The organism is Pseudoduganella namucuonensis (assembly GCF_900116645.1).
Classification (GTDB): Bacteria; Pseudomonadota; Gammaproteobacteria; order Burkholderiales; family Burkholderiaceae_D; genus Rugamonas; species Rugamonas namucuonensis.
This window is the reverse complement of the sequence record NZ_FPBO01000056.1, coordinates 22905-35644: the sequence shown is the minus strand read 5'-3', so window position 1 is coordinate 35644 and position 12740 is coordinate 22905. Positions and strand designations below refer to the sequence as shown.

Annotated in this window: 12 protein-coding genes; 3 read left to right on the top strand and 9 right to left on the bottom strand. The window is 65.3% G+C overall.

Annotated features, from left to right (window positions below; translation table 11 throughout):
• The coding region (locus BM436_RS36685; RefSeq protein WP_177307743.1) for a transposase at positions 1-147 on the top strand (147 nt) is incomplete at its 5' end.
• Between the two features lie 169 nt (positions 148-316).
• Here the strand turns inward: BM436_RS36685 and phoR are convergent.
• From phoR to pstS, 7 genes are all read right to left on the bottom strand, one after another.
• Positions 317-1600 carry a phosphate regulon sensor histidine kinase PhoR gene (gene phoR / locus BM436_RS33720; RefSeq protein ID WP_093561127.1) on the bottom strand — a complete coding sequence of 428 codons (1284 nt, stop codon included), beginning with the start codon at positions 1598-1600 and terminating at the stop codon, positions 317-319.
• 3 nt (positions 1601-1603) lie between these two features.
• The gene (gene phoB, locus BM436_RS33715; protein ID WP_093561125.1) at positions 1604-2296 is read right to left on the bottom strand and encodes a phosphate regulon transcriptional regulator PhoB; all 693 of its coding nucleotides are present in this window, start codon (positions 2294-2296) and stop codon (positions 1604-1606) included.
• Between the two features lie 18 nt (positions 2297-2314).
• Complete coding sequence (gene phoU, locus BM436_RS33710) at positions 2315-3022, bottom strand: phosphate signaling complex protein PhoU (RefSeq protein WP_093561123.1); 708 nt, start codon at positions 3020-3022, stop codon at positions 2315-2317.
• Between the two features lie 27 nt (positions 3023-3049).
• Complete coding sequence (gene pstB / locus BM436_RS33705) at positions 3050-3862, bottom strand: phosphate ABC transporter ATP-binding protein PstB (protein WP_371859707.1); 813 nt, start codon at positions 3860-3862, stop codon at positions 3050-3052.
• 1 nt (position 3863) lies between these two features.
• Positions 3864-4736: a phosphate ABC transporter permease PstA gene (gene pstA, locus BM436_RS33700; protein WP_093561121.1), complete on the bottom strand. Its 873-nt coding sequence runs from the start codon at positions 4734-4736 to the stop codon at positions 3864-3866.
• Positions 4733-5701: a phosphate ABC transporter permease subunit PstC gene (gene pstC / locus BM436_RS33695; protein ID WP_229490990.1), complete on the bottom strand. Its 969-nt coding sequence runs from the start codon at positions 5699-5701 to the stop codon at positions 4733-4735. Before pstC ends, pstA begins: the two co-directional genes overlap by 4 nt.
• Before the next feature lie 152 nt (positions 5702-5853).
• Positions 5854-6897, bottom strand: a complete 1044-nt coding sequence (gene pstS / locus BM436_RS33690) for a phosphate ABC transporter substrate-binding protein PstS (RefSeq protein WP_093561118.1) — start codon at positions 6895-6897, stop codon at positions 5854-5856.
• Between the two features lie 269 nt (positions 6898-7166).
• On the opposite strand from pstS, the gene ppk1 reads away from it, so the two are divergent.
• Both ppk1 and sixA read left to right on the top strand, forming a co-directional pair.
• Complete coding sequence (gene ppk1, locus BM436_RS33685) at positions 7167-9263, top strand: polyphosphate kinase 1 (protein ID WP_093561116.1); 2097 nt, start codon at positions 7167-7169, stop codon at positions 9261-9263.
• A gap of 35 nt (positions 9264-9298) precedes the next feature.
• Positions 9299-9766, top strand: coding sequence for a phosphohistidine phosphatase SixA (sixA, locus tag BM436_RS33680; RefSeq protein WP_093561114.1), 468 nt, complete (start codon positions 9299-9301; stop codon positions 9764-9766).
• 318 nt (positions 9767-10084) lie between these two features.
• Here sixA and BM436_RS33675 read toward each other — a convergent pair whose 3' ends face one another.
• Positions 10085-11200 (bottom strand): polyamine ABC transporter substrate-binding protein, encoded by a 1116-nt coding sequence (locus BM436_RS33675; protein ID WP_093561112.1) that lies wholly within the window; start codon positions 11198-11200, stop codon positions 10085-10087.
• 115 nt (positions 11201-11315) lie between these two features.
• The gene (gene fliD, locus BM436_RS33670) at positions 11316-12710 is read right to left on the bottom strand and encodes a flagellar filament capping protein FliD (protein WP_093561110.1); all 1395 of its coding nucleotides are present in this window, start codon (positions 12708-12710) and stop codon (positions 11316-11318) included.
• Positions 12711-12740 lie beyond the last annotated feature (30 nt).

Below are 12740 nucleotides of genomic sequence, written 5' to 3'. Positions count from 1 at the left end.
CGAGCCTGCACCGCGACGATCCGCGTCAAGCTGCTCAAAATCGGCGCGGCCATCGTGCGCAACACCCGCCGCGTGCGCGTGCTGCTTGCCTCGCAGCATCCCCTCAAGCACGTCTTCATCAGCGCCGCTCGCGCAATGGCCCCATAGCGCATGACAAGTGCTGTCCCCGGCACGCTATAAACAATGGGGGTAGGGGAAATTGCGTCTTGCGCTGCCATTTCCCCCTCAATCTCGTCGAAAACAGCCGACCTGGGCACCCTCGCCACCTCTGCACCGAATCTCGCCAGGGCAGAGACTCACTGATGAAATATCCGGGCTAGCCCCCGGCCGGCAGGCAGACCGTGAAGCTGCTGCCCTTGCCCGCCTCGGACTTGATGGACAGGCTGCCGCCGTGCCGCAGCAACACGTGCTTGACGATGGCCAGCCCCAGCCCCGTGCCCTGGGTTTCGCGCGAGCGGCTCTTGTCGACGCGGTAGAAGCGCTCGGTCAGGCGCGAGATGTGCTCGGGGTCGATGCCGATGCCGGTGTCCTCCACCACGAACTTCGCGCCGCCCTTGGCCGACGCGCCCCATGACAGCCGGATGTTGCCGCCCGTCGGCGTGTAGCGCACCGCGTTCGAGGCCAGGTTGCCGAAGGCGCTGTGCAACTCGTCGGCGCTGCCGCGGATGTCCGGGCCGTCCACCTCCAGCGTGATCTGGTGCTTGCCGGCCGACAGCGCGCGCGCGTCGCGCAGCACCCGCTCCATCAGGGTGCGCACGTCGATGGGCTCCGGCCGCATCGGATGGTCGACCGATTCCAGGCGCGACAGGGTCAGCATGTCCTCGATCAGGTGCTGCATGCGGTGGCCCTGCTCCGTCATCAGCTTCAGGTGCGCCATGCGGGTGGCGTAATCCAGGTCCTCGGAGGCGGCGATCTCCAGGAAGCCGACGATCACCGTCAGCGGCGTGCGCAGCTCGTGCGAGGCGTTGGCGATGAAGTCGCGCCGCATCATCTCGGTGCGCTCGGTCTCCGTCACGTCGTGCGTGACCAGGATCTGGCGCCGGTTCTCGAACGGGATGATGTGGACGATCAGCTTGCGCTCGCGGAAACTCAAGGTCAGCGGCTGGTCGTAGCGGCCCAGGATGATGTAATCCATGAACTCGGGGCTGCGGATCAGATTGGTCACCCGCATGCCCTTGTCGCGGTCCTGGCGCAGGCCCAGGTGGGCCTCGGCGGCCGGGTTGCACCACTCCAGGAACAGCACGTCGTCCATGATGACGACGCCGTCCGGCAGCAGGTGCATGGCCTGGCGGAAGCGCGCCAGCCACTCGGTCAGCTCGGCCTGGTTCTTCTCGTCGTCGCGGCGCATGCGGTACAGGCGCGAGAACACGGCGGTCCACTCGCCCCAGCCGTCCGGCAAGCGGCCGCTTTGCGGGTCGTCCAGCCAGCCGCTCAGCTGCGACAGGTATTTCAGTTGCACGAAGGCCACCGACAGCATGATCAGGAAGGCCACGGCCAGCGCCGGCACCACGCCGAACAGCCACCACAGCACGCCCACGCCGGCCAGCACCAGCGCCAGGCGCAGCGCCACCGGCACCCAGAACAACAGTTTGGGATTCATGACTTAGGACTTTTCGGACAGCATGTAGCCGACGCTGCGCACCGTCTTGATCAGGTGTTCGGCCTCCTTCAGCGCCTTGCGCAGGCGCAGCACGTGCACGTCCACGGTGCGCTCCTCGATCACCACGTGGTCGCCCCACACCTTGTCCAGCAGCTGGCTGCGCGAGAACACGCGCTCGGGATGGGCCATGAAGAACTTCAGCAGCTTGTATTCGGCGTGGCCGATGTCGATCTTCTGCTCGTTCATCGACACGGTGCAGCTGACCGGGTCCAAGGTCACGCCGCCCACGTTCATGGCGGCCTGCGCGTGCTCCGGGCTCTTGCGGCGCAACAGCGCCTTGGCGCGCGCCAGCAGCTCGCGCGGCGAGAACGGCTTGGTGATGTAGTCGTCGGCGCCGCTGTTCAGGCCGGCCAGCTTGTCCTCCTCCATGCTCTTCGCGGTCAGCATGATGATGGGGATTTCCTGGAACTGGCGGTCGGAGCGGATGCGCGACAGCAGGCGCAACCCGGTCTGGTCGGGCAGCATCCAGTCCAGCAGCAGCAGCTGGGGCGTGCGCTTGGTGATGAACTCCCAGGCCTCGCCCACGCTCGAAACCGCGCACACGTTCCAGCCGGCGTCGCGCAAGGAGAACGTCACCAGCTCCACAATCGCGGGTTCGTCCTCCACTATCAGTACAGTCGTTTTATCGGATGCCATTGTTGCTTCAAAGTCGCTTTATTCGGGGGTGTCGTCCTGCAGTTGCGGCACCAGCTTGGTGTGGCGGATGTCCCTGCCCTCCACCACGTAGATGACGTACTCGGCGATGTTCTTCGCGTGGTCGCCGATGCGCTCGATTGCCTTGGCCACCCACAGCGTGTCCAGCGCGGCCGAGATGGTGCGCGGGTCCTCCATCATGAAGGTGATCAGGTTGCGCATGATGGAGCGGAACTCGTGGTCGATCACCGCGTCCTGGGCGATCAGCTGCAGCGCCTGGGCGCCGTCGTTGCGGGCGAAGGCGTCCAGCGCGTCGTGCAGCATGTCGCTGGTGGAGTTGGCGATGCCGCGCACCATCTCGTAGTGGTTGATGCTGGCCTGGCCGCGGCTGTGCAGGCTTTTCGCCGTGCGCGCGATCTTGGTGGCCTCGTCGCCGATGCGCTCCAGGTCGGTGATCACCTTGATGGTGGCCATCACGGTGCGCAGGTCGTTGGCGGTGGGCTGGCGGCGCACGATCAAGTGGCTGCAGGCGTCGTCCAGCGACACCTCCAGCTGGTTGACGGTGTCGTCCTCGCGCATCACGCGCTCGGCGCGCTCCAGGTTGCCGATGCGGAAGCAGGTCATGGCGTCCAGGAACTGCGTCTCGACGATGCCGCCCATCAGCAGGACCTTGGAGCGGATCGCTTCCAGTTCCTCGTCGTACTTCTTGGATGAATGTTCGCCCATCATAGTGTTCTCTCTTTTCTAGACCGTGGCTCAGCCGAAGCGGCCGGTGATGTAGTCCTGCGTTTCCTTGCGGGCCGGATTCATGAAGATCTGGTCGGTTTCGCCGAACTCCACCAGCTCGCCCAGGTACATATAGGCGGTGTAGTCCGAGCAGCGCGCCGCCTGCTGCATGTTGTGGGTGACGATGGCGATCGTGTAATCCTGCTTCAGCTCGCTGATCAGCTCCTCCACCTTGGCCGTCGAGATCGGGTCCAGCGCCGAGGTCGGCTCGTCGAGCAGCAGCACGTCCGGCTTCACCGCCACGCCGCGCGCGATGCACAGGCGCTGCTGCTGGCCGCCGGACAGCGACAGGCCGCTCTTGCCCAGCTTGTCCTTGACCTCGCCCCACAGCGCGGCCTTCTTCAGCGCCCACTCCACGCGCTCGTCCATCTCGCCCTTCGACAGGTCCTCGTACAAACGTACACCGAAAGCAATATTATCGTAGATCGACATCGGGAACGGCGTGGGTTTTTGGAACACCATGCCCACCTTGGCGCGCAGCATGTTGACGTCCTGGCCCGGCTCGAGGATGTTGCGGCCGCGGTACATGATGGAACCCTCGGCGCGCTGGCCGGGGTACAGGTCGTACATGCGGTTCAGCGTGCGCAGCAAGGTCGACTTGCCGCAGCCCGAGGGCCCGATGAAGGCCGTGACCTGCTTTTCGTGGATGTCCAGGTTGACGTTCTGCAGGCTTTGCGTTTTGCCGTAGAAGAAGTTCAGGCCGGAGATCTCGATGGTCTTGCGCTTGGCGGTCATGGCGGGGTTCTCGTTGTTCAGTTGAGCGGTGTTGGTGTGCATGTTCATGTCAGGTCGGGGCCTTCTGGGAGAACAGGGTGCGCGACAGGATGTTCAGGCCCAGCACGCTGAAGGTGACCAGCAGCGCGCCGCCCCAGGCCAGCGAGCGCCAGTTGTCGTAGGGGCTCATCGCGAACTGGTAGATCACCACCGGCAGGTTGGCCAGCGGCTGGTTCATGTCGGCGCTGAAGAACTGGTTGTTCAGGGCGGTGAACAGCAGCGGCGCGGTCTCGCCGGAGATGCGGGCCACGGCCAGCAGCACGCCGGTGACGACGCCGGCCTTGACGGCGCGCAGGCGCACCATCATGGCCACCTTCCAGCGCGGCGCGCCCAGCGCGAACGCGGCCTCCAGCAGGCTGTTGGGCACCAGGCGCAGCATGTTGTCGGTGGTACGCACCACCACCGGCACGGCGATCAGCGACAGCGCGATCGAGCCGGCGTAGCCCGAGAAGTGCTTCACGTGGGCCACGTACAGCGCGTAGACGAACAGGCCGATCACGATGGACGGCGCCGACAGCATGATGTCGGTGACGAAGCGGGTCACCTGGGCCACCTTGTTCTCCTCGCCGTACTCGGCCAGGTAGATGCCGGCCAGGATGCCGATCGGCGTCGAGATCAGCGTGGCCAGGCCCACCATCATCAGGCTGCCGGCGATGGCGTTCATCAGGCCGCCGCCCTCGCTGCCGGGGGCCGGGGTGGTCTTGCTGAACATGTCCCAGGTCAGCGCGGAGAAGCCGTTGATCAACAGCGTGGCCAGGATCCACAGCAGCACGATGAGGCCGACCGACATGGCGGCGACGGACAGCGCGATGCCGACGCGGTGCACGAACAGGCGCTTGCGGTAGACGGGATTCATTGCGGGAGTCATAGCGGGGGTACTCATTTCACGCCTTCCTTGCGGGACATGCCGGCCAGCATCAGCTTGGCGGCGGACAAAACGATCAGGGTGATGGCGAACAGGATCAGCGCCAGCGCGTACAGCGACGACACGTGCAGCGTCGATTCGGCCTCGGCGAACTCGTTGGCCAGGGTGGAGGCGATGCTGTTGCCGGCGGCGAACAGCGACCACGACAGCTTGTTGGCGTTGCCGATCACGAAGGTCACGGCCATGGTTTCGCCCAGCGCGCGGCCCAGGCCCAGCATGACGCCGCCCACCACGCCGTTCTTGGTGTAGGGCAGCACGATCTTGCGCACCACCTCCCAGCGGGTGCAGCCCAGGCCGTAGGCCGATTCCTTCAGCACGGCCGGCACGATCTCGAACACATCGCGCATCACCGAGGAGATGAAGGGGATGATCATGACGGCCAGGATCAGGGCGGCGGTCAGGATGCCGATGCCCATGGTGGGGCCGCTGAAGACGGCGCCGATGACGGGCAGCTGGCCCAGCGTGGCCTTGAGCAGCGGCTGCACGTGGTCGGCGAACAGCGGCGCGAACACGAACAGGCCCCACATGCCGTAGATGATGGAGGGCACGCCGGCCAGCAGTTCGACGGCGGTGCCGAGCGGACGCTTCAGCCAGACCGGGCAGATCTCGGTCAGGAACAGGGCGATGCCGAAGCTGACCGGAAAGGCGATCAGCAGCGCGATGCCGGAGGTGGCCAGGGTGCCGACGATGGCGATCAGCGCGCCGTACTGGTCGTTGACCGGGTCCCATTCGACGGTGGTGATGAAGGCCGGGCCGAACGCCTGGAAGGCGGGCGCGGCGCCCAGCACCAGCGAGATGATGATGCCCACCAGCACCAGCAGCACCGACAGCGCGAACGCCATGGTGACCTTGTGGAAGATGAAATCCTGGATGCGCTGCTTGCGCATCGTGCTGAGCATGGCGGTATGCGACACTTCGGACATGGAAGGCTCCGACAGGGCGATCGGCGGGGAGGTGATATCAGCGCTCATGGTAGTCTTGTTCTCGATGTAGGGCTAGCCGGGAAGGCCGCCGCGGAGGTTCCGCCACAGCGTGCCCGGCTAACCCTCTCGGCCGGGGCCGAGAGGGAGAGCGATTAGTAGACGGCCTTGCCCGAAGCGTCCTTCAGGTTGGCTTTCCACGATTCCTGCACCAGCTTGACGACGCTGGCCGGCAGCGGCACGTAGTCCAGCTCGGCGGCGGCGGCGCCACCGTTCTTGAAGGCCCAGTCGAAGAACTTGACCACTTCCTTGCCCTTGGCGGCGTCGGCCTGGGTCTTGTGCATCAGGATGAAGGACACGCCGGTGATCGGCCAGGAGGTTTTACCGGCCTGGTCGGTCAGCACCACGCCGAAGCCCGGGGTCTTGGTCCATTCCGCGTTGGCGGCGGCGGCCTTGAAGTTGTCGTCGTCCGGCTGCACGAACTGGCCGTCCTTGTTCTTCAGCTGGGCGTGCGCGATCTTGTTCTTCTTGGCGTAGGCCCATTCCACGTAGCCGATCGCGCCCTTGATGCGCTGCACGTTGGCGGCCACGCCCTCGTTGCCCTTGCCGCCCACGCCCACCACCCACTTCACGGCGGTGCCGGCGCCGACCTTGGTCTTGAATTCGGGGTTGGTTTTCGACAGGTAGTCGGTCCACAGGAAGGAGGTGCCGGAGCCGTCGGCGCGGTGCACCACGGTGATCTCGTCGGCCGGCAGCTTCAGGCCGCCGTTCAAGGCCACGATCTCGGGCGCGTTCCACTTGGTGATCTTGCCCAGGAAGATGTCGCCGATCACGGAACCGGTCAGTTTCAGGGCGCCTGGCGCGACGCCGTCCAGGTTGACCACGGGCACCACGCCGCCCATGATGGCCGGGAACTGGGTCAGGCCTTCCGCGTCCAGCTCCTCGCCTTTCAGCGGGCTGTCGGTGGCGCCGAAATCGACGGTCTTGGCCTTGATCTGCTTGACGCCGGCGCCGGAACCCACGGACTGGTAGTTCAGGCCGTTGCCGGTCGCCGCCTTGTACGACTCCGCCCATTTGGCGTAGATCGGGTAGGGGAACGTTGCGCCGGCGCCGGTCATGTCGGCCGCGGAGGCGCTGGAGAAGGCCACGGAGGCGGTCGCGCCGATGACCAGGGAGGCGAACAACTGTTTCATACGCATATCAATGTCCTTAGGGGTTGTGACGGTTGTAACGGTTTGATGCTGCGCAGTCTACCGAGCCAATATGACAGCTTTATGACATTGCCAGAAATTAATGTCACGCCCCTCCCCATAGGGAAGCGGGCCGCCGGCGGCGCCGAATATGACAAGGTCACAAAGGACGCTGTCATGGGAATGTCACAAAGTCGTCACATTCGACAGTTACACTCGGGAACGACAAAACCGGGCTAGAATTAACCATCTGCAAAGATATAAAGACAGACAACATCATGAAGCCTGATTTACGCGCGGAAACGAACAAGCATGGCATTTTCCTGGACCGAGAACTGTCGCAACTGGCGTTCAACCGCCGCGTGCTGGCGCAGGCCGAGGACGCCTCGGTGCCGCTGCTGGAAAGACTGCGCTACCTGTGCATCGTCAGCAGCAACCTGGACGAGTTCTTCGAGGTCCGGGTCGCCAGCCTGCTGGCCGCGGCCAGCGTGGACGGCGCGCCCGCCGAGCACCCCGCCCTGACGGCCAACCTGCGCCGCATCTGCGACGAATGTCATGAACTGGTCAAACAGCAATATGACATCCTGAATGCCGAAGTATTACCGCAATTGCAGGAGGCCGGCGTTCATTTGCTGCGCCACAACCAGCGCAACGACGCGCAGCGCGCCTGGGTCAAGGACTATTTCGAGCGCGAGGTGCGCCCGCTGCTGACGCCGATCGGGCTGGACCCGGCCCACCCCTTCCCCCAGGTGGTCAACAAGAGCTTGAACTTCATCGTGCAGCTGAGCGGCAAGGACGCGTTCGGGCGCGGCACGGCGATCGCCATCGTCAAGGCGCCGCGGGTGCTGCCGCGCGTGATACGCCTGCCCGGCGAGCTGTCGGACCAGGGCGGCGACTCCTTCTGCCTGCTCTCCTCCATCATCCACGCCCACATCGGCGACCTGTTCGCCGGCCGCGACGTGACGGCCTACTCGCAGTTCCGCGTCACGCGCGACTCCGACCTGTGGGTGGACGAGGACGAGGTGAAAAACCTGCGCCAGGCGCTCAAGGGCGAGCTGCAGGGCCGCCAGTTCGGCACCTCGGTGCGGCTGGAGGTGGCCAAGAACTGCCCGCCGGAACTGTCGCAGTTCCTGCTGGACCAGTTCAGCCTGGACAACAGCCGCCTGTACCGCGTGGACGGCCCGGTCAACATGGTGCGGCTGACGGAAATCATCAACCATGTGCAGCACCCGGAACTGCGCTTCCCGCCCTACTACCCCGGCCAGGCCTACAAGGTGGCCAACGCCGACATCTTCGCCACGCTGCGCCAGCACGACATCCTGCTGCACCACCCCTACCAGTCGTTCCAGACCGTGATCGACTTCGTGCGCGCGGCGGCGCTGGACCCGCACGTGGTGGCCATCAAGCAGACCATCTACCGCACCGGCATGAATTCGGACCTGATGGAGTCGCTGATCGTGGCGGCGCGCGGCGGCAAGGAGGTCACGGTGATCGTGGAGCTGATGGCGCGCTTCGACGAGGAGGCCAACATCAACTGGGCCGACAAGCTGGAACAGGCCGGCGCCCAGGTGGTGTACGGCGTGGTGGGCCTGAAGACGCACGCCAAGGTGGCGCTGGTGATACGGCGCGAGGACACCGGCCTGCGCTACTACGCCCACCTCGGCACCGGCAACTACCACCCCACCACCACCAAGCTGTATACGGACTTCGGCCTGCTCACCAGCCACCCCGAGATCGGCAACGAGGTCAACGAGGTGTTCATGCACCTGACCAGCCTGGCCAAGCCGCAAAAGCTGACGCACCTGTGGCTGGCGCCGCTCGCGCTGCAAAACGAGATCATCAAGGCGATCCGCAACGAGGCGAAAATCGCGCGCGCGGGGCGTCCCGGCCGGATTATCGCTAAAATGAACGCGTTGGTGGATGAGTCGGTGATACGGGCGCTGTACGCGGCGTCCAAGGATGGCGTGAAGATCGATGTGATCGTGCGCGGCGCATGCACGCTCAAGCCCGGCGTGCCGGGCCTGTCGGAGAACATCCGCGTGCGCTCCATCATCGGCCGCTTCCTGGAGCACAGCCGGATCTATTACTTCCGCAACGACCTGGCGCACGACGTGTACCTGGCCAGCGCGGACTGGATGAGCCGCAACCTGTTCCGCCGCATCGAGGTCGCGTTCCCGGTGCTGGACCGCGTATTGAAACGGCGCGTGATCGCCGAGGGCTTGAATCCGTATTTGAAGGACAACAGCAACGCCTGGGAACTGGAACCGACCGGCCACTACCAGCGCCGCAGGCCGCGCGGCAAGCAGGCGGTGTTCAGCGCGCAGCACTACCTGATGCACACCTTGGGAACGCCGGATGGGGATGGCGGCCAATAAACCAGCACGCGAAGGCCTAATCTAAGGGGAAGAAAATGGACTTGATCCTGTGGCGTCACGCCGAGGCGGAGGAAGCCGGCCCCGGCCAGTCGGACATGGAACGCGCGCTCACCGCCAAGGGCCAGAAGCAGGCGCGGCGCATGGGCCAGTGGCTGGATTCCCAGCTGCCGGACAATTGCCGCGTCCTCGCCAGCCCCGCCGTGCGCACCCTGCAGACGGCCGAGGGCCTGGGCCGCAAATACAAGATCCACCCCGACCTGGCGCCCGGCGCCGATCCGGTCGACGTGCTGAAGGCGGCCAACTGGCCGGCGGCCAAGGAAACCGTGCTGATCGTCGGCCACCAGCCCACGCTGGGCCAGGCGGCGGCGCTGCTGATGACGGGCGAGGACGGGGAATGGGACATCCGCAAGGCCAGCGCGTGGTGGTTCTCGCAGCGCGAGCCGGGCGACCCGGACAGCCTTTACCTGAAGGCGGTGATGGGGTCCGACATGGTGGTGAAGTGACGGTTGCCAAATAAGCGCGCTTTGCGCAACACCGCCGGTGGCTTCAGCTTGCAAAGCGAAACGCTTCTGCTAAAGTTTAGTTGTATCAACTCTAGGGAGCGCCGTCGCGAGATGGTGGAGACATCATGATTACCCTGCTCACCATTGGTATTTTTGGCTGCATGATCGGTTTGATCGCCTTCGAGATTGTCCAGGAAAGCCGTGGGAGTCACAACAAGCTGACCGACCGCTATCACGAATAGCACCAAGCTTCGCCGAAGCCAGGCGCCCGCGGCCCACCATCCAGGTGCAGCCGCCGGCGCCTTTACTTTTATTACCCTACATGCCCGTCTTGAACTTGGTGAAGGCGCGCGTGATCGTCCGGCGGATGTCGGCCGGCACCGCCTCCGGCGCGGCCATGCGCTGCATGTCGGCCGCCGGCAGGAACACCGTCTTGTTCTCCGCGATATCCTTGCGCACGAATTTCACGCCGGCCGCGTTCGGGTTGGCGTAGAACACCTTGTTGGTCAGGCTGGCGTGCACCTGCGGCCGCATGATGTAGTTGATGAACAGGTGGGCGTTGTTCGGGTGCGGCGCGTCGGCCGGGATCGCCATGGTGTCGAACACCAGCGCGGCCGAGGTCTTCGGCACCAGCACCTGGATGTCGTTGCCGTTCTTGGCGTCGATGGCGCGCTGGCGGGCGATGTTGATGTCGCCGGACCAGCCCAGCGCCACGCAGATGGCGCCGTTGGCCATGTCGTTGATGTAGCCGGACGAGCTGAACAACGTCACGTAGGGACGGATCGCGGAGAGCACCTTGCCCGCCTCTGCGTAGTCGGCGGCGCTGGCCGAATAGGCCGGCTTGCCGGCGTAGATCAGCGCGGCCGGCAGCACCTCGGACGGCGAATCGAGGAAGGACACGCCGCAGGACTTCAGCTTGGCCGCGTATTTCGGGTTGAACACCAGGTCCCAGGCGTTGTCCGGCATCGGCAGGTCGCCCAGCGCCTTCTTGACCTTGGCGGTGTTGATGCCGACCGTGGTGTAGCCCCACAGCCAGTCGACCAGATATTCGTTGTTCGGGTCGATCTTGGCCAGCTTGGCCTGGATCTGCGGGTCCAGGTTGGACAGGTTGCCCAGCTTGGACTTGTCCAGCTTGCGCAGCAGCTTGCCGTCGATTTGCAGCTTGGCCCAGGCCGCGGTCGGCACCACGATGTCGTAGCCCGATTTGCCGGCGACCAGCTTGGAGTTGAGGATCTCGTTGTTGTCGAAAACGTCGTAGCGGACCTTGATGCCGGTTTCCTTCTCGAAGTTCTTGATGGTGTCGTCGGCGATGTAATCCGACCAGTTGTAGATATTGAGGACCTTCTCTTCCTGCGCCTGTGCCTGGCCCGCGAACGCCGCCGCCACGGCGACAGCCAACAGTCCCAACCGATTACCCCAACGCTTCCCCGCCATAATTCCCGCCTCCAGTGAAATCCAGTGAAAGATAGATACGCAAACCGCGAAATGATCCGGCATTGTGCCATCGAATGCAAGGGATGGGAAAGCGGCCGGGCCGCCGCCGCCACGCTCAGGCCATGAAATCGAACAGCGAGCGCGGCCCGGTGTAGCCCGGCAAGGCGCCGCCGGCGTCGGCCTGCTCCTGCTGCGTGTAATACTTCACCAGCACGTTGGCCTGGCTGGTCAGCGCCTTGGCCAGTTCGGCCTTCTTCGCGGTGAGCGCGGTGATGTCCTTGCCGATCCGCTGCGTTTCGCGCGTGATGGCGCCGCTCTTGCCCGTCAGCGCGTCGATTTTCGCGTCGAACTGGTCGGCCAGGCCCTTGCCGTCGTTGGTGAACAGCCTGGAGACGGCCTCCGGGTCGGCCGCGACGGCGGCCTTCAGCTTCTTGTCGTCCAGCTGCAGCTTGCCGGCGCCGTCGGCGCTGACGCCGACTGCGGCCAGGGCCGACGGCGACACGCCGCCGGTGCGCAGCAGCGCGGCCACTTCCCGGCTCACCTGCCCCAGCGCCTGGTCCGATTTCAGCTCGCCCTTTTGCAGCGCCGCCAGCTTGCCGTTCAAGTCGTTGTAGGCGTTGACGAAGGCGGCGACGTTTTGCGCGATCTGGCCGCTGTCCTGCGTCACGGCGACATCGGCCTTGCCGGTCCCCGTCAACGTCAGCGTCGCGCCCTCGATCGCGTCCTTCAGCGTGTTGCCCGCGCTCTTGACTTCCTTGCCCGCCACGACGGCCACGGCGTCCTGCGCGGCGACGGACTGCGTGAGGCCGCTGTTTTGTTTGGCCGCCGGGTTGTAGCTAAGCAGGTTCTTGACGGCCGCGTCGCCGCCGACGCTGACGCGCATGCCGCCGGCCTCGCCACTGGCGCCCTTGAGCCGCAAGGCGTAGCCGTCGCCGCTCTTGACCACGCTGGCGTCGATGCCGGCCGCCTTGAACGCGGACGCGATACCGTCCAGCGTATTGTTCCTGGCGTCGATGGTGATGGTCTTGGCGGACTCCTTGCCGGGCGTGAAGCCGCCGGCGCCGGCGGTGCCGAATTCAACCTTGATGGTGGCGGTGGCGCCGGTGCCGATCTTGCCGGTGGCGGTTTTCAGCGCGTCGCTGTCCAGCACCTGGCCCTGGGCCAACTGCTTCACCTCCACCGCGTAACTGCCCGGCTTGGCGCCGCCGCCCGCCGCCGCGGTCAGCACGGACTGGGCGGAGGAACTGGCGGAAGTGCCGATCCCGGCGCCGGCCAGGCGTTCGGCGATGGACTGGAAACCCGTCAAGGCGCTTTGCAACTGGCCCAGGCCGGAGAGCCTGGTCTGGTCGCGCGCCAGGCTCTCGTTCAGCCGGGCGACGCCGCCGGTCTGCCCCGCCAGCGTGCGCTCGACCTTGGCCAGCACGGAGGCGGAGGGCGTGGTGGTGGCCTGCGCGCCGGAAGCGCCGTACGCGCCGAGATTGCCGTAATTGCCCACACTGGTATTCGCCATCGCGCCACCTCGCTAATATATAGAGAACAT